The sequence below is a fragment of the Novosphingobium profundi genome, assembly GCF_018491765.1.
Lineage (GTDB): Bacteria > Pseudomonadota > Alphaproteobacteria > Sphingomonadales > Sphingomonadaceae > Novosphingobium > Novosphingobium profundi.
Window position 1 is genome coordinate 1 of the sequence record NZ_JABWCU010000011.1, and the last position, 21,350, is coordinate 21,350.

General features: G+C 67.5%; 18 protein-coding genes and 1 riboswitch. Of the genes, 9 read left to right on the forward strand and 9 right to left on the reverse strand.

Annotated features, from left to right (window positions below; translation table 11 throughout):
- Positions 1–73 precede the first annotated feature (73 nt).
- The 3 genes from HT136_RS13440 to HT136_RS13450 all read right to left on the reverse strand — a co-directional run bounded on the left by HT136_RS13440 (position 74) and on the right by HT136_RS13450 (position 2,346).
- Positions 74–286, reverse strand: coding sequence for a GNAT family N-acetyltransferase (locus HT136_RS13440; RefSeq protein WP_214200313.1), 213 nt, complete (start codon positions 284–286; stop codon positions 74–76).
- Positions 287–349: 63 nt separating this feature from the next.
- Positions 350–1,423, reverse strand: coding sequence for a glycosyltransferase family 4 protein (locus HT136_RS13445; protein ID WP_214200314.1), 1,074 nt, complete (start codon positions 1,421–1,423; stop codon positions 350–352).
- The gene (locus HT136_RS13450; protein WP_214200315.1) at positions 1,420–2,346 is read right to left on the reverse strand and encodes a UDP-2,3-diacylglucosamine diphosphatase; all 927 of its coding nucleotides are present in this window, start codon (positions 2,344–2,346) and stop codon (positions 1,420–1,422) included. Before HT136_RS13450 ends, HT136_RS13445 begins: the two co-directional genes overlap by 4 nt.
- Positions 2,347–2,551: 205 nt before the next feature.
- Between HT136_RS13450 and HT136_RS13455 the strand changes: the two genes are divergently transcribed.
- On the forward strand, positions 2,552–3,226 hold the full coding sequence (locus tag HT136_RS13455) for a response regulator transcription factor (protein ID WP_214200316.1): 675 nt from the start codon (positions 2,552–2,554) through the stop codon (positions 3,224–3,226).
- A gap of 7 nt (positions 3,227–3,233) precedes the next feature.
- On the opposite strand, the gene HT136_RS13460 is transcribed toward HT136_RS13455, so the two are convergent.
- From HT136_RS13460 to HT136_RS13475, 4 genes are all read right to left on the reverse strand, one after another.
- On the reverse strand, positions 3,234–3,698 hold the full coding sequence (locus tag HT136_RS13460) for a pyridoxamine 5'-phosphate oxidase family protein (RefSeq protein WP_214200317.1): 465 nt from the start codon (positions 3,696–3,698) through the stop codon (positions 3,234–3,236).
- A gap of 89 nt (positions 3,699–3,787) precedes the next feature.
- Positions 3,788–4,363, reverse strand: coding sequence for a TMEM165/GDT1 family protein (locus tag HT136_RS13465; protein ID WP_214200318.1), 576 nt, complete (start codon positions 4,361–4,363; stop codon positions 3,788–3,790).
- 17 nt (positions 4,364–4,380) lie between these two features.
- Positions 4,381–4,571, reverse strand: a riboswitch (yybP-ykoY riboswitch).
- Positions 4,572–4,712: 141 nt separating this feature from the next.
- Complete coding sequence (locus HT136_RS13470; protein WP_214200319.1) at positions 4,713–7,433, reverse strand: TonB-dependent receptor domain-containing protein; 2,721 nt, start codon at positions 7,431–7,433, stop codon at positions 4,713–4,715.
- A 97-nt stretch (positions 7,434–7,530) separates the two neighbouring features.
- Positions 7,531–9,132, reverse strand: a complete 1,602-nt coding sequence (locus HT136_RS13475) for a hypothetical protein (RefSeq protein WP_214200320.1) — start codon at positions 9,130–9,132, stop codon at positions 7,531–7,533.
- Between the two features lie 323 nt (positions 9,133–9,455).
- Between HT136_RS13475 and HT136_RS13480 the strand changes: the two genes are divergently transcribed.
- From HT136_RS13480 to virB11, 8 genes are all read left to right on the forward strand, one after another.
- Positions 9,456–9,833, forward strand: a complete 378-nt coding sequence (locus HT136_RS13480) for a hypothetical protein (protein WP_214200321.1) — start codon at positions 9,456–9,458, stop codon at positions 9,831–9,833.
- Positions 9,834–10,178: 345 nt separating this feature from the next.
- Positions 10,179–10,520, forward strand: coding sequence for a TrbC/VirB2 family protein (locus tag HT136_RS13485; RefSeq protein WP_214200322.1), 342 nt, complete (start codon positions 10,179–10,181; stop codon positions 10,518–10,520).
- 4 nt (positions 10,521–10,524) lie between these two features.
- Complete coding sequence (locus HT136_RS13490; protein WP_214200323.1) at positions 10,525–10,806, forward strand: VirB3 family type IV secretion system protein; 282 nt, start codon at positions 10,525–10,527, stop codon at positions 10,804–10,806.
- Between the two features lie 25 nt (positions 10,807–10,831).
- Entirely contained in the window at positions 10,832–13,288 is a 2,457-nt protein-coding gene (locus HT136_RS13495; RefSeq protein ID WP_214200324.1) for a VirB4 family type IV secretion/conjugal transfer ATPase, read from the forward strand.
- A 5-nt stretch (positions 13,289–13,293) separates the two neighbouring features.
- Complete coding sequence (locus HT136_RS13500; protein ID WP_214200325.1) at positions 13,294–14,553, forward strand: TrbL/VirB6 family protein; 1,260 nt, start codon at positions 13,294–13,296, stop codon at positions 14,551–14,553.
- Entirely contained in the window at positions 14,550–15,413 is an 864-nt protein-coding gene (locus HT136_RS13505; RefSeq protein ID WP_214200326.1) for a TrbG/VirB9 family P-type conjugative transfer protein, read from the forward strand. The genes HT136_RS13500 and HT136_RS13505 overlap by 4 nt, the downstream gene beginning before the upstream one ends.
- Positions 15,414–15,428: 15 nt before the next feature.
- A complete protein-coding gene (locus HT136_RS13510; protein WP_214200327.1) occupies positions 15,429–16,529 on the forward strand; it encodes a TrbI/VirB10 family protein in 1,101 nt (366 codons plus the stop codon).
- Positions 16,530–16,550: 21 nt separating this feature from the next.
- Positions 16,551–17,639 carry a P-type DNA transfer ATPase VirB11 gene (gene virB11, locus HT136_RS13515; protein ID WP_214200328.1) on the forward strand — a complete coding sequence of 363 codons (1,089 nt, stop codon included), beginning with the start codon at positions 16,551–16,553 and terminating at the stop codon, positions 17,637–17,639.
- An 18-nt stretch (positions 17,640–17,657) separates the two neighbouring features.
- Here virB11 and HT136_RS13520 read toward each other — a convergent pair whose 3' ends face one another.
- On the reverse strand, positions 17,658–19,145 hold the full coding sequence (locus tag HT136_RS13520) for a Ppx/GppA family phosphatase (protein ID WP_214200329.1): 1,488 nt from the start codon (positions 19,143–19,145) through the stop codon (positions 17,658–17,660).
- A 65-nt stretch (positions 19,146–19,210) separates the two neighbouring features.
- Positions 19,211–21,316, reverse strand: a complete 2,106-nt coding sequence (locus HT136_RS13525) for an RNA degradosome polyphosphate kinase (protein ID WP_246543716.1) — start codon at positions 21,314–21,316, stop codon at positions 19,211–19,213.
- Between the last annotated feature and the right edge of the window lie 34 nt (positions 21,317–21,350).

Below are 21,350 nucleotides of genomic sequence, written 5' to 3' on the forward strand. Positions count from 1 at the left end.
AAAACGGCACTTACGTCGACACCGGCCTCGACGAGGGTTCCTCGTTCAAGGTGCGTGAAAAGACCGCCAGCTTCTACGCCCAGCTCGACTTCGAGACCGCGGCCATCGCGGTGCCGATCACGCGCGTATGTTCGAGCGCTACCAGGAACAGCTCGCGTTGCACGGCGAGCTTGGCGGGAATGGCGACTTCGGCGCGGTTGTGCGCGGGATCTTCGGGAAACACGGTTTCCCACAGAAGCCGGACGCCTTCGAAATGCGTATCGAGATAGGGGACGATCTGAACCATCGCGCCAGTTAAACGGGCGCGGCCGGGCCGGGCAAGCCCCGCCCGGCGGCGCGGCAGTGGCGTTCAGGCCGCGACCGTTTCGTCCTGCGCTTCGGCCGCTTCGACGGCCGCGCGGATGGCGCGCAGGAACTGGTCGGTCGCGCGTTCCCACGAATAGAGGCTGCCGAGCGTGGCGGCGTCCTCGCGCGGGATGGCGAGCGCGCCTTCGATCGCTTTTTCAAGGTCCGCATCGATGACCCCGGCGGGGCAAACGACGGGAAGGTCGACCCCGCAGCCCTCGGCGCCCAGAATGTCGATCGGGCCGGTCACCGAAAAGGCCGCGACCGGTACGCCGCTGGCCAGCGCCTCGATCACCACGAGCCCGAAGGTGTCGGTCAGGCTGGGAAAGACGAAGCAATCGGCTGTGCGGTAGGCGCTTGCAAGCTCCTCTCCGCGCATCGCGCCCAGGAAATGCACGTGCGGATAGCGCCGCTTCAGGCTCTCGAGCGCGGGCCCTTCGCCGATCACCACCTTGCTGCCGGGCACGTTCGCCTCGAGGAAGGCCTCGAGGTTCTTTTCGGGCGCCACGCGCCCGACGTTGAGCAGGACCGGGCCGGGCAGCGCGGCGAGCGCACGGTGGCGTGGACCATCGGGGCGAAACAGCGTATGGTCGATGCCCCGGCTCCAGGGCAGGGTATGACGGATGCCGCGGCCGGCAAGTTCGTCGGCGAGGCTGCGGGTGGAGACCAGAACCGCGCTCGACTGCGCGTGGAAGCGCTGCATGATCGGCCAGAAGCGCTCGGCACTGATGCCGGTGCGCACCGCGGCGTATTCGGGAAAGCGGGTGTGGAAGGCACTGGTGAAGGGAACCCCGCGCGAGAGGCACCAGCCACGCGCGGCCCAGCCGATCGGTCCCTCGGTGGCAATGTGGACGAGCTGCGGCCGGGCCCGATCGAGGGCGCGCCGCACGCCGAAGCGCGGCGCCATGGCCAGGCGGATTTCCGCATAGCCGGGCATGGGCACGGTGAAGAAGCCTTCGGGGGTCACCGTCTCGACCTCATGGCCGCGCCGGGTCAATTCCTCGAGGGTGGCGCAAAGCGAGCGGACGACGCCGTTGACTTGCGGGAGCCAGGCGTCGGTCGCGAGAGCAAGCTTCATGCCAGCGCCCCCGTCGGGCGCGAGGGGACGGGCACGCCCGACGGGGGAGAGGCGGCCTCCGGGGCCGTTCCGGTCGCGGTGCCGGCGGCGGTGTGGCCGCCGGTCTCGGCAACCCAGTCGAGGATCGATAGGGTACCGGTGAAATCCTCGACGAGCGCGGTGCAGCTCTCCACCCAGTCGCCGTCGTTGTAGTAGGTGATCCCGCCGAATTCACGGATCTCGGCGCAGTGGATGTGCCCGCAGACCACCCCGTCGAAGCCGCGCGCGGTGGCTTCGGCCGCAACCGCTTCCTCGAAGCTGCAGATATAGGCGACCGCGTTCTTCACGCGCTTCTTCATGTAGGCCGAGAGCGACCAGTAGGGCATCTTGAGCTTGCGGCGAACGAGGTTGAAGACGATGTTCGCGCGCAGCAGCAGTCCGTAGGCCTGATCGCCGAGGTAGGCGAGCCACTTGTGGTAGAGCACCACGCCGTCATAGGCATCGCCGTGGGTGACCAGGAGGCGGCGCCCGTCGCGCGTCTCGTGGACCGCTTCCGTCACCAGTTCGACCCCGCCGAAGGTGAGCCCGGCGTAGTCGCGCAGCATCTCGTCGTGGTTGCCCGCGATGAACACCACGCGCGTGCCCCGGTGCGCCATCTTGAGGATGCGGCGGATCACTTCGTTGTGCGCGTCGGGCCAGTACCAGTTCTTGCGCAGGCGCCAGCCGTCGACGATGTCGCCCACCAGATAGAGCGTACGGCACTCGACCGAACGCAGGAAGTCGACCAGCATGTCGGCGTTGCAGCCGCGCGTTCCCAGGTGAACGTCCGAAATCCAGATCGTCTGGTATTTGCGCTTGGGACGAAACCCCTTGGGATCGGGAAGGTCCAGCCATTCGGGAATGCGCCCGAGGGTCTCGAAAAGTGCGTCCACGTCCTTGGCCATCGATGGCCTCCCGGTTGCTCCAGCGTGTGTGCATCTCTTGCCAGCGCGACGTGGCGTGGACGTGACGTTTGCAGGGCAGTTCTGTGACAGTTGCAGAGGGCGTGCGGGGCTGGCCCGCAGAATTCACGCCAAGGTCGCCATTCTGTCACCTGTCCGTCATACTTCGTCTGCAAGTACCCGCCGTACCTGAGCCGAAAGGGGGGCAATGCGGCGTATCGATATCCTGTTGGCCAGTGATCTTGCAGGGGGCTACATGCCCTTCCGTCATGATGATCTCGACGTCGCGTTGCATCGCTGGACGGACTTTTGCGAGCTTCCCCTGATCGAGGGGGCGCTGTGGATCTTCGTGGACTGGGTCCTGCCCGAGATGTCCGGGCTCGAACTGTGCCGCCGCTTGCGCGCCGACACGCTGACGGCGCACGCGCATGTCACGATGGTGCTCGAAGAGGACAATGTCGATGACCGCAAGCGCGCGTTGCGCATGGGGGCGGACGACTATCTGGTGGGTCCGCTCACGCGCACCGCATTGCTTGACCGGGTCCTGGGCGCCAGCATCACCGACCATGACGCCACCGGCATCCGCACCTTGATGCAAGGCGAGTTGACGGTCGACGTCGCGGCGTTCCAGGCGCGCTGGCAGGGCAAGCCGATTCCGCTCATGCCCAACGAATTGCGTCTCCTGCGCTATTTCATCGAGCATCCGGGCCGCGTGTTCACACGCGGCCAGCTGATCGCTGCGCTGGGCAAGCAGGAACCCCCGGTCGACGAGCGAACCGTCGACGTGTGGATCGGGCGCCTGCGCCGCGCGCTCAAGAACGCGGGCGCGGGCAACCCGCTGCGCACGGTGCGTTCGCTCGGCTACGTATTCGACGCGGCCTGAACCGCGTTCAGACCGCGCCCTGGGCGTGCTCGCCCATTTCGGCGGGATCGAGCGGCTTGCCGGTCAGGAGCTTGTAAGCCTGCTTGAGCCCCATGTCCGCGGTCCAGACTTCACCGTCGGCAATGTCGAAGCGCAGCATGAGGACCGATGGGTCGGTCTTGCCACGGGGGAACCAGGCTTCGATGGCGTTGTTCCAGAGCTTTTCGCGCTGGCGCGGGTCGGTATCCTCGCGGATGGTACCCGAAAGGCAGGCGAAGACGTCGTGCCCCTTGGTCATGACCTGGCCCATCGCCGGACCGCCGCCCGCGATCCGGTTGCCGCGCTTGGCGAAGAACCAGATCGCATGGGTCGCCTCCTTGTCGAGCATTGCGGTCATCGGTTCGGAATGACCCGATGCGCCCTGCAGCCGCATCATGATGAAGGGGCTGGCGGCGAAGCTTTTCCAGAAGGTCTGCTGGACGTCCTTGTCCATGGTGTCTCTCCTCGTGTCGATGGTGTCTCATCCATCAACGCGAGGAGGGACGGGTCCGTTCCGGGTTCGCGCGAAGCAAGCGCGAAGGGTCAGCCGACGAGGCCGGCGGTCTGGACCAGCAGCCAGGCGCCGATGGCGATGAACAGCACGGCGGCGACGAGGTGCACCACGCGCATCGGCACGCGTTCGAGCAGCGCATTGCCGAGGAACACCGCCGGGGCGTTCGCCAGCATCATGCCCAGTGTCGTGCCGATCATCACCGGCACGACCGTCTCGAAGCGCGCGGCAAGCGCGATCGTGGCAATCTGTGTCTTGTCGCCCATCTCGACCAGGAAGAAGGCGATCACGGTGGTGATGAAGGGGCCGAAGCGCCCGGCCTTGGGTTCGTCGTCCTCCTCGAACTTGTCGGGGATCAGTGTCCACAGGCCCATCACGATGAAGCTGGCGGCGACGAGATAGCGGAACCATTCGCCCTGCAGGAACGAGGCGGCCTGTTCGCCGACGAGCGCGGCGAGGAAGTGGTTGGCGACCGTCGCGACGAAAATCCCGCCGACGATCGGCCAGGGCTTCTTGAAGCGCGTGGCGAGCAGGATCGCGAGCAGCTGGGTCTTGTCGCCGATCTCGGCGAGCGCGACCACGGCGGTGGAGGTGAGGAAGGCTTCCAAGCGGGTATCTCCGGGCCGGGCGGCAGTGCAAAAACGAAAAACGTCTACATCCCCCCGCCCGGCGAGGCGAGGTTGCAGACGTCTTTGGTCTTGCCCGAAACCCCGCGCGGCCGATGGCCGGGCGGCAACTCCTATGCGCCATGGCCTCTCGGCCAAGTATGTTGACGACAGGGCCTGCACATGGATGCAGGCGGCTACTCCCCGAAGGACGTGCCGGTCCTCTACCGGGCCCGCGCTGCGCTGGCAAGCTCCCTCCTTGCAAAAAGAAGCCCAGTCGCATCGCTGCGACCGGGCTCCAAGGGCACGTCGCGAGGGTGGGCCCTCGCGGCGTGTTCGCAAGATGGGTCGATCAGAACTTGATCGAGGCCGAGGCCTTGAACAGGCGGCCCAGGTCGTAGGAGTTGAACTCCACCCGGCCGTCGTCGAACGTCTGGTATTCCTTGTGCGACTGGCCGGTGAGGTTGCGGCCCTCGAGCTTGAGTTCGAGCTCGCTGTTGCCGATCATCACGCCCTGGCGCAGCACCACGTCGAGCGTGAAGCCGGGGTATTCGTAGATGTCGGGCTGGCGGATGCCGTCGCCGATGACGCCGCGGCTGGTCACGCGCTTGGAGGCGTAGTTCAGCATGATCGTCTGCTGCGAGAGGCTGTCGGTGTCCTCGAGGCTCAGCTGCAGGTTGACGATGTGCTTGGACTGGCCGGTAAGCGGCGCGCCGTCGGCGAAGTAGTCGGTGGCGGGCGAGGAGGTGACGTTGGTGCCCGAACCCAGCAGGACCACGTCGTCCGCGCCTACGCTCAGCTCCGACTGCGAGTAGGTGTAGTTGGCGTTGACGACGAACTGGCGGGTCTCGAAGAACTTGCCCATCTGGTAGAGGTCGAAGTGCTTCTCGAGCTCGAATTCGGCGCCATAGAGGTCCGCCGCCGGGGCGTTGGCGTAGCTCGTGTAGTAGCCGTTCGAGTAGTAGAGGAAGCTCTCGATCGGGTTCTCGATGTGCTTGTAGAACGCGCCGCCCGAGACGTGGTCGTCCTTGGCGAAGTACCATTCGAGGCGACCCTCGACGTTGGTCAGCTTGCTGTCGATGAGCGCCGAGTTGCCCTGGTAGCTACGGTTCGATTCCGGGTCGTAGAACACCTGGTAGACGAGTTCGCGGAACTGCGGGCGGGCGACCGTCTTGGAAGCGGCCACGCGCAGCTGCAGTTCGGGGTCGAACTGGTAGGTCAGCGTGACGGCCGGGAGCAGGTATTCGTTGGTGTCGCTGACGGTCGAGCCGGTGGCGGTGACCACCGGCTTGAGGATCGTCTGGAGCCTGGCCCATTCGTAGCGCAGGCCCGCATCGATCGAGAGCGCGTCGGTGATCTGGCCGTCGACCTTGCCGTAGTAGGCGTGGTTGAGCAGGCGGGCCTGGAAGGCGCCGTACGCCGCGTTCACGTCGCGCAGCTCGAGGTCGTAGTCGACCCCGGTGTCCGAGCTGGCGAGATACCACATGCCCGGCTGGAGCAGCACGTCGAGCCGCAGCAGGCCGAGGTCGGCGATGGTCTGGCTGTCGCCCTGGGCGTAGACGTCGAATTCACGCTGCATGTTCGAGCGCGAATTGAGCTGGAAGGCGTAGCCGGTGGTTGCGCTCCAGCTGGTTGAGAAGCTGTGCGTGACGTCGGCGCCGGCCGACCACACGTTCTCGTTCAGGCGCGAGAAGGTGATCGTGGTGGGCGAGGTGCCGCTGTTCGAGCCGAGGTAGTTGACGTAGTTGTCGCCGGTGGTGGTGCCATCGTTGAGGCGCACGTATTCGGCGTTGATTTCATAAGGTGCGAGGCGCTTGGAGTTGGCATAGCCCGCCCGCACGCTGATCGTGGTGTTGTCCTCGGGCTTGAACTCGCCGGCGATCTGGGAGTCGATCAGCTGGCGTTCGTACCAGCCGGTGTGCTGCTCCATGTAATCGTAGTTGGCGTTCTGCGAGGGCTTCTTGCCCGAGGTGAGAACGGTGTTCTTGTCGGTGTCGTGGATGTAGACGTTGGTCCAGCGGATCGAGTTGTCACCCCATTCGAGGCCGAGGCCGAACAGCCCGTTGACGACGACGCGATTGTCGGTCTGCACCGCGGTGTTGTCGTCGAGGAGCTGGTCCTCGGCGGCGGTCAGGCCCTGCGTCGACTGGCGCTTGGCCATGCGGGTCTGGGTGGTGTTGGAGTAGCCTCCCGCCGCGATCACGCCCAGCGTTGCGCCGCCAAGGTCGAACGAGGTGCCAAACGAGAGGTCGGCCGAGAAGTTCGGCTGGGTCTTGTTGATCTTCTGGATCACCGAATTGCGCGGGGTGAACAGCACCGCGCCGATGTCGTTGGCCTGTTCGCTGGTCGCGTCGAGCGCCTCGTTGCTCTTGAACAGTGCGCGCAGGTCATAGGGCACGCGGCGCAACCCGTTGTCGTAGCCGGTCCAGTCGGTCTTCGAGCCGTAGTAGCCGTAGCTCAGCTGGTTGGTGGTCTCGGTGTCCCAGCCGATGCCGCCGCCGACGGTGAGGAAGGTTTCCTCGGGCACGGCTTCGGTGGTGAGGTTGATCACGCCGCCGCCGAATTCGCCCGGGAAATTGACCGAATAGGTCTTCTGCACCAGCGATGAGGCGACGATGCTGGTGGGGAACAGGTCGAGGGGGACGACGCGCTTGAGCGGTTCGGGGCTAGGCAGCGGCGAGCCGTTGAGCAGCGCCAGCGAATAGCGATCGCCCAGGCCGCGCACGTAGACATAGCCGTTGCCCACCACCGAAAGACCGGTGACGTGGCCCAGCGCGCCCGCGATGTCACCTTCGCCCGTGCGCGCGATGTCCTCGCTCGAGAGGACCGAGACGACTTCGGGCGCGGCGCGCTCGATGTTGACCGTGCGACGGCCGGTGACGACGATCGCGCCGCCCGGGATCGATACGTCGGGCGCCTGCGCGTCGTTGTCCTGCGCTTCGGGTTCGGCGTCGCTTGCGGCTGTCGTCGATGTCGCGGGATCGGTGGTGGTATCGCTTTCCTGCGCGTGGACGATGCCGGGTGTCAGCACCGTGGACATGAGCAGGAACGGGACAAGCCGCAGCTTGGTCATGAAATTATCCCCCTGGGAATCGCTTGGATGGGCAGGCCGTGCAAGAAAGGGGCAGCCACGTCGGGCCGCCCCTTCCTGTGGTTCGCTGGGCGGCCGATCAGGTGTTCGGCAGCGCGGTGCAGGCGCTGTCCGAACCGAAGTCGGCGGTCGCGTTGTCGCAGGTCCAGCCCTGGTACCAGGTGTCCGACGAACCGTTCACGGCGCCGATGTAGCTCACCGCGTCGAAGTAGCTCGAGATGCTGGTGATGTTGGCATAGGCGGTCACGCCGCTCTCGTTCGAGCCGTTCACGAAGGTGCTCGCGAGGGTCGAGGTGAAGGCGGAGTTGTTGTTGCTTCCCGCGGTGAACATCGCTTCGGCATCCGAGGCGGTGTAGGTGCCGGTGCCCAGGAACGGGCCGGTGTCGCCGCAGGTCATGACCACCGAGTAGGCGTTGAAGGTGGCGGGCGTGGTGCCCGAACCGTTGACGCGGATGCACTCGTTGTTGGGGGTGTAGATCACGCCGTTGATGAAGTTCACGTCCGAGTTGCCGCGCACCAGGATGTTTGCTGCGTCCGAGTTCTGGGGGTTGGAGCCCGACTGGATCGCGGTGAAGTTCGCGTAGTTCGACTTCTGGCGCGGGGTGCTGGTCTCGTTGCCGTTCGAGTCGATCTCGAAGAAGGCGTCACCGTCGCTCGCACGCTGGAGCAGCAGCAGGTACTGGTAGTTGCCCTGGACGCCGGTGTCGGTGTCGAGGCTGTCGTCGTCGGCGTTGACCGCGATGTAGTGCTTCAGGTTCACCGCACCGCCGAAGAATTCGGCGCCGTCGTCCGAGCTGTTGACCGACTGGATGTATTCCAGGTTGGTGCCGGTGCCGATCGCGCCCGCGGTGAGCGACTGCAGTTCGGCGTCGGCCGAAAGCGCATAGCCCGAATAGCGGATCTGGACGTAGCTCATCGAGCCCGAGCTGTCGGTGTTGTCCGAACCGCCGAAGCGGGCGGGAGTGGCAGCGCCTTCGGTCTCGCGCTGGCAGGGCGAGGTACCCGCGGTCGACGAGCAGTCGGTGGTCACGCCGCGGCCGAGCAGCACGACGCCGCCCCACTGGCCCTGCGAGGCATCGGTCGCGGTGCCGATGACGTTCTGGCGGCTGGTGAAGACGATCGGGCGCGAGGCGGTGCCGTCGGCCATGATCTTGTTGCCGCGGTTGACCGCGAGCCAGGCCGGGTCGCTGGTGTTTTCACCGTAGATCACCACGCCCGGATCGATCGTCAGCGTGACGTTGGTGTCGGCGCTGAGCGAGGTCGTGCCGGCGGCGGTGCAGGCCGAGGTCGAGGTGGCATAGGGCGAGGCCGAGGTCGGGGCGGTCGGGCCGCCGTCGCAGCCCACGTCGACGCGGCCGTTGAGGCGATAGATCACGCCGCTGACCGAGGAGAGCACCGAGCTGGCATCGACCAGCGAGGGCAGGGTGCACACGCGCCAGGAGTTGCCCGAGGCATCCTCGATGGTGCCGTCGTCGGTAAGGCCGCCGGTGGCGTTGAAGCTGGGGCAGCTGTCGGCCGCTTCGACCAGCGACGAGGTCGGGGTCGGGGTCGGGGTGGTCGAGGTGTTGTCGTTGTTGACGACGACGCTGCCTGCGCCCGGCGAGGCGATGTCATCGGCGCCGCAGCCGGCGAGAGCGAGCGCGCTGCAACCCAGGAGCAGCAGGCCAGAGAATTTCGTCACGTGTATTCCCCCGTTGAAACGGATTTGGACCGTTGGATCGGATGTCGACGATGCGGCGGCCCCGCCATCGTTGAAGGCGGCGTCTAGGGGGGGTGGGTGACAGTTTGTTGGCGTTCCCATGACAGTAAAATGGACTTTTGCGACGATGGCATGACATTGGCATGGCAGGGCGCCGAAACCGATCTCGGGAGCCAGGCCGACTCACGGATTTCCAAGCGACTCACGCTAAAATTGCAGTTTTATGACACTCGCGTCATTTTCCTTGTGGGCTGTGGTTTTTCGCGCACAATCGGGGCATCGAAGAACACAAGGGAGTATTTTTCATGTCCATGACGGCTGCTGCACTGGCGCTTCTGGCGGGACAGTCGGTCCTGTCGCTCACGGTCGAGCTGCCCCGGACCGAATCGCGTGACGTGGCTTACGAGGAGCTCGTCGCCGGGCAGGACCAGGCCGCGCTCGCCAAGCTTCTCGCGGCGCGCGAGCAGGACCGTCAGGATCCGGCCGTGCTGATCAATCTGGGTGCGGCCTATGCCCGCCTCGGGCGCCTGGCCGAATCGCGCGCCGCCTACGACGCCGCGATCCTCAGCGACCAGCGCTATGACCTCGAGACCGGCAGCGGCAAGTGGATGGATTCGCGCTATATTGCCCGTGCGGCCAAGCGCGGAGGCATGGACGCGGCAGCTACGCTCGCCATGCTCTGACCGGTTGTGCGCGGACCCGGGATTGGCACCTTCGTGCCTTCCCGGAACGGGCCCGTCGGGGCTGGCGATGTTCGCCGGCGCGCGTCGTTTCAATTCGCGGCTCGAGACACGGGCGCGGATCGCGTTCGGGCGCTAGGCAATAAATTCCCGTCGATTTCTTCCGAGCGGCAAGATTTTCCTCTATGAAGGAGACATGGGCTGCCAAGGCGCGGCAGATCGGCAACGGTCTGGAAGGAAGAGGGAGTTCGGGCGGGGGCGAATGACACGTTTGCCGTCTGATCGTCACACTTCTGTCATCCGATTCACGCACTGCGCCCTCATACAAAGGGCATGGTGATTCGAGATATGACGTTCGCAACCGCAGCTAGGCGTACTCTTTCCAAAGCATTCCCGGGGCTTGGCGCGCTCATCGCGCTGGCGCTCGGTTCGGGCACGGCGCACGCGCAAGTCGCCGGTGCGCAGGATCCGGCCGGTTCGGGCCCGATCGTCAACGCGCTGGGCTGGCTGCAGGGCACGCTGCTCGGCAATGTCGCCACCGCGGTCGCGGTCATGGCGGTGGCCGCCGTCGGCTTCGGCATGCTGACCGGCCGCATGAACTGGCGCTTCGGGGCGACCGTGATCATCGGCGTGTTCATCCTGTTCGGCGCGGGCGCGATCGTTTCGGGCATCCAGCAGGTTTCGGGCTGAGCCGATGGCGCTCGCTCGCTTCCCGGTCCACAGGGCGCTGACCCGGCCGCAGATGTTCGCGGGCGTGACCTTCAGCTATTTCATCATCAACGGCCTGGTGACCACGGAAGTGTTCCTGCTCACCAAGAATTTCCTGGCTCTGCTCGCCTTCGCGGTGATGCACGTGATCGGGTACCTGGCCTGCCTGCGCGAGCCGCGGGTGTTCGATCTCTGGCTCAAGAAAGTCAGCAAGTGCCCCCGCGTGCGCAATTGGAAGCGCTGGGGCTGCAACAGTTACGCGCCCTGAGGCAGGGCACGGCGGGGAATTGGCGATGGGTCGTAGCTTCAAGGACGTGTTGACGGGCTGGGCGGCGAAGGAAGCGGTCGCGGGTGACCGGCTGCCTTACGCGCAGCTGGTCGACGAGAACGTGGTGCGCCTGCGCGACGGGTCGGTCATGCTGGCGCTGATGGTGCCGGGGCTTGCCTTCGAGACCGCGGACACCGAGGAGCTCAACGCCCACGTCGCCACGCGCGAGGTGCTGCTGCGTTCCTCGCTCGATGCGCGCTTCGTGCTCTACCACCACGTCATCCGCCGCCGCGTCGACATCGAGCTCGACGGCCAGTTCGACGATCCGCTCGCCGCGCACATCGATGCCCGCTGGCGCCAGCGCACGCGCTCGGGCGATCTGTTTGTCAACGACCAGTTCATCACCCTGGTGCGCCGTCCCGCAAGGGGCAAGGCGGGCTGGCCCGAGAAGCTCTCGCGCCTGATGCGCAGCAAGAAGGGCGAGGACGCCGCCACGGTCGATCCGGGCGACGTGCGCGCGCTGCGCGCGGCGGCGACCGCGATGGTCGCCTCGCTCGGCAGCTACGGCGCGCGCCTTTTGGGCGATTACGCGGGTGCGGCGGGGACCTGCTCGGAAGTGCTCGAACTGCTGAGCGCGCTTTACAACGGCGAGATGCGCCCGGTGCGCCGCCCGGTCGAAGGCACCGACATCGGCCACATGCTGCCCTACCGGCGCATCAACTTCGGCCTCGACGCGCTCGAGCTGCGCGGGGCCGACGGCAAGCCCAGCTTCGGCGCGATGGTGAGCCTGAAGGAATACCCCGATTCGACCTCGCCGGGCCTGACCGACGGGCTGCTGCGCCTGCCGACCGAACTGGTTCTGACCGAGACTTACGCGCCCTGCGATCGCCAGATCGCGCGCGAACGCATCGATCTTGCCATTCGCCGCCTGCGTTCGGCCGACGAGGAAGCGACCGCCGAGCGCACCGAGATGGTGTCCGCGCGCGACGCGCTGGGCACCGGCGCGGTGGGCTTTGGCGATCACCACCTCTCGGTCCTGGTGCGCGCCGCGACGCTCGACGAGCTCGACGCGATGACCGCGAGCTGTGCGGCGGCGCTGGCCGACGCGGGCGCGGTCGCCGTGCGCGAGGATGCGAACATGGAGCCCGCGTTCTGGGGGCAGCTGCCCGGCAACGAGGACTTCCTCGTGCGCCGCGCGCTCATCTCCAGCGCCAACATGGCCTGCTTCGGTTCGCTCCACGGCTTTTCGCTGGGCCAGGCGAGCGGCAATCACTGGGGCGATGCGGTCACCTTGCTGGCAACCACCAGCCAGACCCCGTTCTTCTTCAACTTCCACCAGGGCGATCTTGGTAACTTCACCGTCATCGGACCGTCGGGTTCGGGCAAGACGGTGGTCATGAACTTCCTGGCCGCGCAGGCGCAGAAGTTCTCCCCGCGCACCATCCTGTTCGACAAGGATCGCGGCGCCGAGGTCTTCCTGCGCGGCATCGGGGGCACCTATAGCCGCATCGCGGCGGGCCATCCCACCGGCTTCAACCCGCTTTCGCTGCCCGACACCGAGGGCAACCGCGCCTTCCTGCGCGATTGGCTCGGCGTCCTGCTCGAGGCCAAGGGGCCCGAGGAGATGGCGACGATCGCGGGCGCGGTCGATGCCGCCTACCACAACGATCCCGCGCTGCGCCGCCTTTCGCACTTTCGCGAACTTCTGGCGGGCGCACGCCGTCCCGAACCGGGCGATCTGGCCTCGCGCCTCGACGCCTGGATCGCGCATGGTCCCAACGGTTCGGGCGAGCATGGCTGGCTGTTCGACAACGTCGAGGACCGTCTTGATCTCGACACCCGCGTGCTCGGCTTCGACATGACCGCGCTGCTGGAAAGCCCGCGCCTGCGCACGCCGGTCATGATGTACCTGTTCCACCGCATCGACGAGCGTCTCGACGGCGAGCCGACGATGATCCTCATCGACGAGGGGTGGAAGGCTCTGGACGACGAAGTCTTCGCCGCGCGCATCCGCGACTGGCTCAAGACCCTGCGCAAGCGCAACGCGCTCGTTGGTTTCGCGACCCAGTCGGCGCGCGACGCGCTCGACAGCCGCATCTCGACCGCGCTCGTCGAACAGACCGCGACGATGGTGTTCATGCCCAATTCGCGCGCGCGGCCCGAGGATTACTGCGAGGGCTTCGGCCTTTCCTATCACGAGCTGGAGGTGATCCGCACGCTGCCCGCGCACTCGCGCTGCTTCCTGATCCGCCAGAGCGACGCTTCGGTGGTGGTGCGGCTCGATCTTTCGGGCATGCCCGAGGTGCTCACCGTCCTCTCGGGTCGCGAGAGCACCGTGCGCAAGCTCGATGCCCTGCGCGAGCGCTTCGGCGACGCGCCGCGCGCCTGGTATCCCGCACTTACCGGTCAGCCCTGGCCGGGCGACGACGAGGTCGGGGCCGGGGGCGCGGCTCCGGGCCTGTGGACCGAGGCGGCCGAGTAGGCGCCATGGCGAGCACCTGCCAACAGCTCACCGAATTGGCCTCGAACGGGGTCGCGCCGGCGCTGCGTGCGGTCGACTGCGTCTCGAACGAGATGGCGGCGGGCGCCTTCGGTCGCCTGTTCGGCAGCGATGGCGCGCTCGTGCCCGCCATCACCATCCTGCTCACGCTCTACATCGCTTTCTTCGCCTTCCTGCTGATCACGGGCCGGGCCTCGGTGGGGATCTCCTCGCTGATGCCGCGCATGATCACGATCGGCGTGGTGCTGCTCTTCACCAGCAGCTGGATCGCCTACCAGGGCATGGTCTGGAGCTTCGCGCTCGCCGGGCCCGACTGGATCGCGGGCCAGCTGATGGGCGCGAACGGTTCGGCGACGCAGATCTTCGCCGACCGCATCGACATCGTCTTCGGGATCGTCAACGAAGTCGCAACGAACGCCGCACCGGTCAAGGCCGCGGCGGCCTCCTCGGCGGGTGCCGCCAAGGAAGGCGCCAAGGCGGTGGCCGACACCACCAGCGTCATGTCGCCGCAGGGGATCATGTGGCTGGGCGCGATCCTGCTGCTGCTCGGCACCGTGGGTGTGTTGCTGACCGCGCGCATCGCGCTTGGCATCCTCATCGCGCTTGGGCCGCTCTTCGTACTGCTGGGCCTGTTCGGCGCGAGCCGGGGCCTCACCGCCGGTTGGTTGCGCGCCATGGTGCTGACCGCCTTCACCCCGCTCTTCGTGGTGCTGGGCGGCGGAATCATCCTGGAACTGTTGGTGCCGATCACGTCGGCGCTGGTGCGCTCTTCGCAGATGGGCGAGCTCGACGGGCGCGCGGCGATGGCCTTCTTCACCGTGGCCGCCGTCCACGTCGCGCTCATGGTCATGGTCTTCAAGGTCGCGGGCACGATGGTTGCGGGCTGGAAGGTCTTCGGCCTCGCGGCCCCGCGCGAGGAACGCGGCTCGGCAAGCGTGGCCGCATCTGCTCCGGCGGCCGCGGTGCCCATGCCGGCTCCCGCGCCGGTCGCAACCTCGCGCACCGGGCACATGCAGGGCTTAGGGACACGCGGTGCGCAAGGTCCGGCCGCGAGTGGAGCGGTGGGCCAGGGCGGCGGCGATGGCGTACGCGGCAGTGACCGCCGTACCGTTGTTACCCAGGTTTCAGGAGGCGGCATCGCGCCGCTCGGACAAGGACCAGAGTCGCGCGCACGCGGCATCGGCAGCCGTTTTCGCAGCGCCTCGAACGATACCGGCCGTCTGCCGGTCAAGGAGAAGAAGTCATGACGCACGCTTCCAACCCGCGTCGCGCCATTGCCCGCCTGGCGCTTGGCGGCGCGCTTGCCTCGGCCCTGTTCGCCGCGCCTGTGCAGGCCGACGATCGCCTGGTCGACCACGCCTTCAGGGACAACGAGGTCGTCACGATCGCGGGGCGCACCAGCGTCCAGGCGACGATCGCCTTCGGCCGTGACGAGGCGATCGAGAACGTGGCGGTGGGCGACAGCTCGAAGTGGCAGATCACGCCCAACAAGCGCGCCGACCTGCTCTTCGTGAAGCCGCTGGAAGCGACCGCGCGCACCAACATGACGGTGGTCACGAACAAGCACACCTACTTCTTCGACCTCGTTGCCGGGAGCAAGGCGCGCCCGCTCTACATGCTGCGCTTCACCTACAAGGACGAGCCGGTCGAGGCGCCGGTGCCGATGCGCGGCCCCGAGCAGGGGCTGGCCGCGCTCGATCCTGCCGAACGCGCGGTGGCCGAGGGCGACCCGTTGGCAATGCCCGCCGATGCGGCCGCGCTCAACTTTGCTTGGGAGCGAAAGGGTGCGGCGGGGCTCCAGCCCACCCGGATCTACGACGACGGCGTCTCCACCTATCTCGTCTGGCCCGATCGCAACACGGCCTTGCCCGCGATCCTGGTCGCCAACGAGAAGGGTGACGAGGGCCCGGTCAACTTCGCGGTGCGCGGGCCCACGATCGTGGTCGCCGACGTGCCCGACAAGATCATCCTGCGCCGGGGCAAGGAGGTGGCCGAACTGGTCAACACCGTGCCGCTAGCCCGGCGTACGCCGCCTGCCGCCACGGCCAAGTCTTCGCCCACCATGGCGCGCAGCGATGCGCCGTCCGCACCGGCCTCGGCCAACTGAGAGGGGACCTGAACCATGGCACCCAATTCCCATTCGAACGTGCGCCGCTTCGCTCCTGACGAGAGCGATCCGCGTGACGGCCAGGGCGCCGAGGTCATCGATCTCGCCACCCGCAATGTCCTGCCGCAGGTCACCCAGCGCAAGAAGGCCGATGGCCTGGGCCTTGCCGCAGGCGTGCTCATCGTCGCCGCGCTCGGTGGTCTGACACTCTGGACGATGGACGCGGCGCGCAACGCGCCGGTCCAGCCCGACCTGGCCGCGACACCTGCGATCCAGCCCGCGACACCCGCGCCGGCGCCGTTGACCCCGCAGCGCCCGCTGCCCGCACCGATGCCGGCCGCCCCGCTCGCCGCGCCCGCGCCCGCGCCGGTGCTGGCGGCTGCGCCCAATGCGGCTCCGGCGGCGCAGGGCAATCCCTTCGCCAATCCGACCGTGGTCTACGATTCCAGTGCCGGACCGGCCGGCGCCGCCGCGCCCGCGCCCGGTCCAGGTGCGCCCGGGGACGCGAAGGCGCCCGCAGGTGGTGACGATTTCGCCGCGCGCATCGGCGGCACCAACGCCACCGCCTCGGCGGCGCGCTCGTTCAACCCGGCGACCACCGTCACGCAAGGCACGCTGATCCCGGCGGTGCTCGAAACCGCGATCGACACCGAAGTGCCTGGCTACGTGCGCGCCATCGTCTCGACCGACGTGCGCAGCTTCGACGGTCGCCACGTGCTGATCCCGCGCTCCTCGCGCCTGATCGGCCAGTACAAGAGCGGGCTGACCGCGGGCCAGAAGCGCGCCTATGTGATCTGGACGCGCGTGATCCGGCCCGACGGGGTCTCGGTCGACATCGGCTCGCCCGCGATTGCCTTCGGTGGCGAAACGGGCCTGTCGGGCAAGGTCAACACGCATTTCTTCGCGCGCTTCGGCTCGGCGATCCTGCTCTCGGTGGTCGACGGGCTCACCGCGCTCGCCTCGAGCGGGTCCTCGGTGGTCATCGCGGGCGGCTCTTCGGCGGCCGCGCAGGCCGTGCAGGGCAATTCGCAGATCGGCCCGACGATCCGCGTGCGCCAGGGCGAGCCGATCCGCGTGTTCACCGCCAAGGACCTCGACTTCGGTCCGGTTCAGTGATCGCAGGGAGCCGTAACGCGCATGGCCGACGTCCTACCCTTGCCGAATGCATCCCGCACTGCGGGTGTCGCGCCAGTCATGGCTGAGGCGGGACCCGAGGCGATCGTGCCGGGGCTCGCCGAACCGGCGATGGCGCGCAGCGTCTACCTCGACGCCTATCTCGCCCCCTTGCGCCCCTGGCTCGACCGCGAAAGCGTGACCGAAATTCTGGTCAATCGCCCCGGTGAGATCTGGGTGGAGGACGCCGCTCACGCCGACGGCTCCAGCGGCATGCGCTGCATCGCGCTGCCCGAGATGGACAACCGCCTGCTCCAGCGCCTGGCCGAGCAGGTCGCGCGCATCAGCCACCAGGGCATCAACCGCGAGCATCCGTTGCTTTCCGCGACGCTCCCCGCCTACGCCGGACAGTCGGGCGCGCGCATCCAGCTCGTCGGTCCGCCCGCCACACGCAGCAACTGGGCCATGGCGATCCGGCGCCACCGCCTCCTCAACCTGCCGCTCGACGCCTACGATCGCGGGCCGATCGTGCCCCCTCGCGAGGAGCCGACCCCCGACCCGATGGCCGAGCCGATCGCTTTCCTGAAGGACGCCATCCGCCGCCGCCGCACGATCCTGATCTCGGGCGGCACCTCGACCGGCAAGACCACGTTCCTCAACGCCATGCTTGCCGAGATCCCGGTCCACGAACGCGTGGTGCTGGTGGAAGACACCGCCGAGCTCAAGCTGCCCGGTGCCAACGGGGTGGGCCTGATCGCGGTGAAGGGGGAGCTGGGCGAAGCGAAGGTCTCGGCCAACGACCTGCTCCAGGCCGCCTTGCGCCTGCGCCCCGATCGCATCGTGCTGGGCGAGCTGCGCGGCACCGAGACGGTCTCGTTCCTGCGCGCGATCAACACCGGGCACCCCGGCTCGTTCTCGACCGTTCACGCCAATACCCCGCGCGGCGCGCTCGAGCAGATCGCGCTCATGTCGATGCAGTCGAACATCGGGCTCACCCGCGCCGAAACGCTCGAATACGCAGCCTCGGTGATCGACATCGTCGTCCAGCTCGACCGCCAGGACGGCAAGCGCGGCATCAGCCAGATCGCCCAGAGCCAGTCTCTCGTCGGCTGAGGTCGGGCGGCGGGGCGCCTAGGGCGTGATCGCCGTTCCATCGGGCCCGACGACGTTCCATTCGCGGCCCAGCCATTCGGCGAGCGCCTTCAGGTCCTTGGCGGCCGAAGCGTTGTAGAGCGGCAGGGCCCGTTCGCCCAAGTGCAGCGTGATGCGTTCGGGGGTGGCTGCGAGCCGGGTCAGGCCGAGCGCCGAAAGGCACCCGCCGTGGAGGCGCCGGCACAGGCGAATGGCGAGCCCCCAGCCGATCGCGTGGTCGAGATCCTCGCGGCTGGCGAGGCGGGGGAAGGGATCGGGCGTACCCGATAGCCCGGCGCTGGCGAAGACGGTCATCGCCATCATCCCGCGACCGCGCATGTCGAGCCCGATCCAGCGCTTGCGCAGCGCCCAGGTCGTTGCTTCTTCGGTGCGCAAGTTGGGCTCGGTGCGCATCGCGGCGAGCGCCAGCAGCGTGGAAGCCTGGCGCAAGTCGCGGTCGCGCCCGTCATCGTCGTCGCAGACAGGGGCGGTCCAGTCGGCGACCGAGACCGCTTCCTCGGCCGAGACCCTTGCAGCGAGCGCGAACCCCGCGACGCTGGCCAGCATCGGCGGCTCGGCCTGCACCTGCGGTTCGAGCTGGGCGTAGAGCAGCCCTTCGCGAAGGCCCCAGGACGAGAACACCACTTCGCTCGGTTGAAGCACTTTCACCACTTCGCCGAGCAGGGCGGCCGCGTCGGGCAGGCTGGCGAGGCGCGAGGAGGAAATGCGCGGGTCGGGGTCCTCGATCTTGCCCCGTGCGAACCGGCGCGCCCCGGAAATTACCTCCTCGGCCGACAAGGTGAAGCCGTGGGGATCGTCGACCGGCCATTGCAGTTCGCGCATCGCCTGAAGCGCGAGCGCGCGCCAGGAGCCGCCCACGATGTAGAGCGGTTCGCCTTGCGCCGTGCGCCACGTGTCGGCCTCGATCCGGCCACGCACGAGGGCCGCGAACGTCGCCGCCCCTTCGCGCCGCAATTCGGGCAGGCGCAAGGTGCCGAAGGGCATGGTGATGCCGTGGCGCGCGATCTCGCCGTTCTCCACGCCGATCAGTTCGAGGCTGCCGCCGCCAAGGTCGGCCACCGTGCCGTGCGCGCCGGGGAAGGCGGCCAAGACCGCGTTGGCGCTGGCACGGGCTTCCTCGTCGCCCGAGAGCAGGCGCGGGGAGAGGCCGAAGGCGCGCACCGCGTCGAGGAACTGGGGGCCGTTCGAGGCGTCGCGCGCGGCCGCCGTCGCCACGCAGTCGACGTCGCGCACGCGGTGCAGCGCGAGCAGGCGGGCAAAGCGCGCGAGCGCGCCGAGCGCGGTCTTGAGCGCCTTTTCCGACAAGGTGCCGTCGCGGTCGAGGTCGCGCCCGAGGCGGGCGTTGACCTTCTCATTGAGCATCACCACCGGCGCGCGCAGCGGCCCGTTGTAGATGACGAGGCGCACGGTGTTCGAGCCGATGTCGATTATCGCGCGCTTTTCGTTCGAGTGGCTGATGCCGATCATGCGTTCCAGGCGAATCCGTATCGGGGCACTGCTGTGTCCCCTAATGGCAGAAGTTGGCCCCTATGTCAGATATTGCCACGCCGAAGCGAGAGCTTGGGGACCTTTCGTCCACTGGCAAGCGATGCGCCGCGTCCCGAAAGCGAAGGATTGGTCATGAAATAACGGTGGAGATTGAAGGGCTCCTCGACCTCGCCGACCCGCTCGGAAGTGCCGTCGGGGTGGAGCAGCCAGGACTGTTCGGTGTCGAGCAGGTTGGCGAGCAGGACCTGGTCGAGCACCTGGTCGTGGATCGTCTTGTTGCGCATCGGGATCATGATCTCGACGCGCCGGTCGAGGTTGCGGCTCATGCCGTCGGCCGAGGTGATCAGCACTTCGGCCTGGCGGCTGGGCAGGTCCGCGCCGTTGGCGAAGGCCCAGATGCGGCTGTGCTCGAGGAAGCGGCCGATCACCGACTTGACCGAGATGTTCTCCGAGAAACCCTCGATCCCCGGGCGCAGGCAGCAGATGCCGCGCACCACCAGCGTGATCTCCACCCCCGCCTGGCTGGCGGCGTAGAGGTGATCGATGAGGTCGGGATCGGTCAGCGAGTTCATCTTGGCCCAGATCGCGGCGGGCTTGCCGGCTTTGGCGTTTGCCGTCTCGGCCTCGATCAGCTCGTAGAGGCGCGAGCGCAGCGTCATCGGCGAGATCGAGAGCAGCTCGGTTTCCTCGGGTTCGACGTAGCCGGTGATGAAGTTGAACAGCTTGCCCGCGTCGCGCCCTGCCGCCGGGTCGGCGGTGAAGTAGGACAAGTCGGTGTACACGCGCGCGGTGATCGGATGGTAGTTGCCCGTCCCGAAGTGGCAGTAGGTGCGGTAGCCATCGGTCTCGCGGCGCACCACGATCGAGGTCTTGGCGTGGGTCTTCCAGTCGATGAAGCCGTAGATCACCTGGACGCCCGCGCGTTCGAGCTGGCCCGCCCAGAGCAGGTTCTGCTCCTCGTCGAAGCGGGCCTTGATCTCGACCACCGCGGTCACCGACTTGCCCTGTTCGGCCGCGGCGATGAGCGCGTTGATGATGCCCGACTGCTTGCCCGCGCGGTAGAGCGTCTGCTTGATCGCGACGACGTCGGGATCGCGCGCGGCCTGGCGCAGGAAGTCGATCACCACCTCGAAGCTCTCGTAGGGGTGGTGGATGATGATGTCCTTCTCGCGGATCGCCGCGAAGATGTCGCCATCGTGTTCGAGCACGCGTTCGGGGTAGCGCGGCGAATAGGGCTCGAACTTCAGTTCGGGGCGGTCCTCGTCGCACAGCGCCGAGACGCCCGAGAAGCCGATCAGTCCTTCGGTCTTCATGATCAGCGCCTGGTCGAGCCCGAGCTGACCGCGCAGCATGTCCTCGGCGGCCGGATCGAACTTGCCCTGGAGCTGGAGTACGATGACGAGGCCGCGGCGGCGGCGCTGGATCGCGCTGCGGAAGTAGCGCACGAGGTCTTCGGCGTCTTCCTCGATCTCCAGGTCGCTGTCGCGCAGGATGCGGAACACGCCATGGCCGCCCACCTTGAAGCCGGGGAACAGCGTACCCGCGTTGCGGCAGATGAGGTCCTCGATCGAGATCCAGGCGGCTTCCTCGCCCGGGATGCGCACGAAGCGCGGCAGCGGCGCCGGGATCAGCACCATCTCCATGACCGGCGCGTTGTCGGCGATGCGGCTGAGGGAAAAGAGCACCCCGATGCCCTGGTTGGCGACGAAGGGGAAGGGGTGCGCGGGGTCGATCGCCTGGGGCGTGATCACCGGCATGATGTCGGTCGCGAAATAGTCACGCAGCCATTGCTCACGCGCGTCGTCGAGGCGGCTGTCGCCCACGACGTGGATGTCGGCCGCAGCCAGTTCGGCCTTGAGCCCGGCCCAGGTTTCCTGCTGGATCGTCTCGAGCTCGAGCACCTTCTCGTGCGTGGCCGCGAGCGCCTGGCCCGGGGTCAGTCCGTCGATCGAGGCTTCCTCGATCGAGCGGCGCACCTGCCCGGCAAGGCCCGCCACGCGCACCATCAGGAATTCGTCGATGTTGCTGCCCGAGATCGAGAGGAAGCGCAGCCGCTCGAGCAGCGGGTAGTTCATGTTCGAGGCTTCGGCGAGGACGCGCTCGTTGAAGGCGAGCCAGCTCAGTTCGCGGTTGAAGTAGCGTTCGGGCATCGTGGCAAGCGCGGCGACGTCGGGCGAGGAGACG

Excerpts from the sequence above, each read along its gene's own strand:
- virB11 (WP_214200328.1), top strand. The coding sequence starts at position 16,551 with ATGGCCGACGTCCTACCCTTGCCGAATGCATCCCGCACTGCGGGTGTC.
- HT136_RS13505 (WP_214200326.1), top strand. The coding sequence starts at position 14,550 with ATGACGCACGCTTCCAACCCGCGTCGCGCCATTGCCCGCCTGGCGCTT.
- HT136_RS13470 (WP_214200319.1), bottom strand. The coding sequence starts at position 7,433 with ATGACCAAGCTGCGGCTTGTCCCGTTCCTGCTCATGTCCACGGTGCTG.
- HT136_RS13460 (WP_214200317.1), bottom strand. The coding sequence starts at position 3,698 with ATGGACAAGGACGTCCAGCAGACCTTCTGGAAAAGCTTCGCCGCCAGC.
- HT136_RS13450 (WP_214200315.1), bottom strand. The coding sequence starts at position 2,346 with ATGGCCAAGGACGTGGACGCACTTTTCGAGACCCTCGGGCGCATTCCC.
- HT136_RS13440 (WP_214200313.1), bottom strand. The coding sequence starts at position 286 with ATGGTTCAGATCGTCCCCTATCTCGATACGCATTTCGAAGGCGTCCGG.
- HT136_RS13445 (WP_214200314.1), bottom strand. The coding sequence starts at position 1,423 with ATGAAGCTTGCTCTCGCGACCGACGCCTGGCTCCCGCAAGTCAACGGC.
- HT136_RS13455 (WP_214200316.1), top strand. The coding sequence starts at position 2,552 with ATGCGGCGTATCGATATCCTGTTGGCCAGTGATCTTGCAGGGGGCTAC.
- HT136_RS13520 (WP_214200329.1), bottom strand. The coding sequence starts at position 19,145 with ATGATCGGCATCAGCCACTCGAACGAAAAGCGCGCGATAATCGACATC.
- HT136_RS13525 (WP_246543716.1), bottom strand. The coding sequence starts at position 21,316 with ATGCCCGAACGCTACTTCAACCGCGAACTGAGCTGGCTCGCCTTCAAC.
- HT136_RS13500 (WP_214200325.1), top strand. The coding sequence starts at position 13,294 with ATGGCGAGCACCTGCCAACAGCTCACCGAATTGGCCTCGAACGGGGTC.
- HT136_RS13485 (WP_214200322.1), top strand. The coding sequence starts at position 10,179 with ATGACGTTCGCAACCGCAGCTAGGCGTACTCTTTCCAAAGCATTCCCG.
- HT136_RS13490 (WP_214200323.1), top strand. The coding sequence starts at position 10,525 with ATGGCGCTCGCTCGCTTCCCGGTCCACAGGGCGCTGACCCGGCCGCAG.
- HT136_RS13495 (WP_214200324.1), top strand. The coding sequence starts at position 10,832 with ATGGGTCGTAGCTTCAAGGACGTGTTGACGGGCTGGGCGGCGAAGGAA.
- HT136_RS13480 (WP_214200321.1), top strand. The coding sequence starts at position 9,456 with ATGTCCATGACGGCTGCTGCACTGGCGCTTCTGGCGGGACAGTCGGTC.
- HT136_RS13510 (WP_214200327.1), top strand. The coding sequence starts at position 15,429 with ATGGCACCCAATTCCCATTCGAACGTGCGCCGCTTCGCTCCTGACGAG.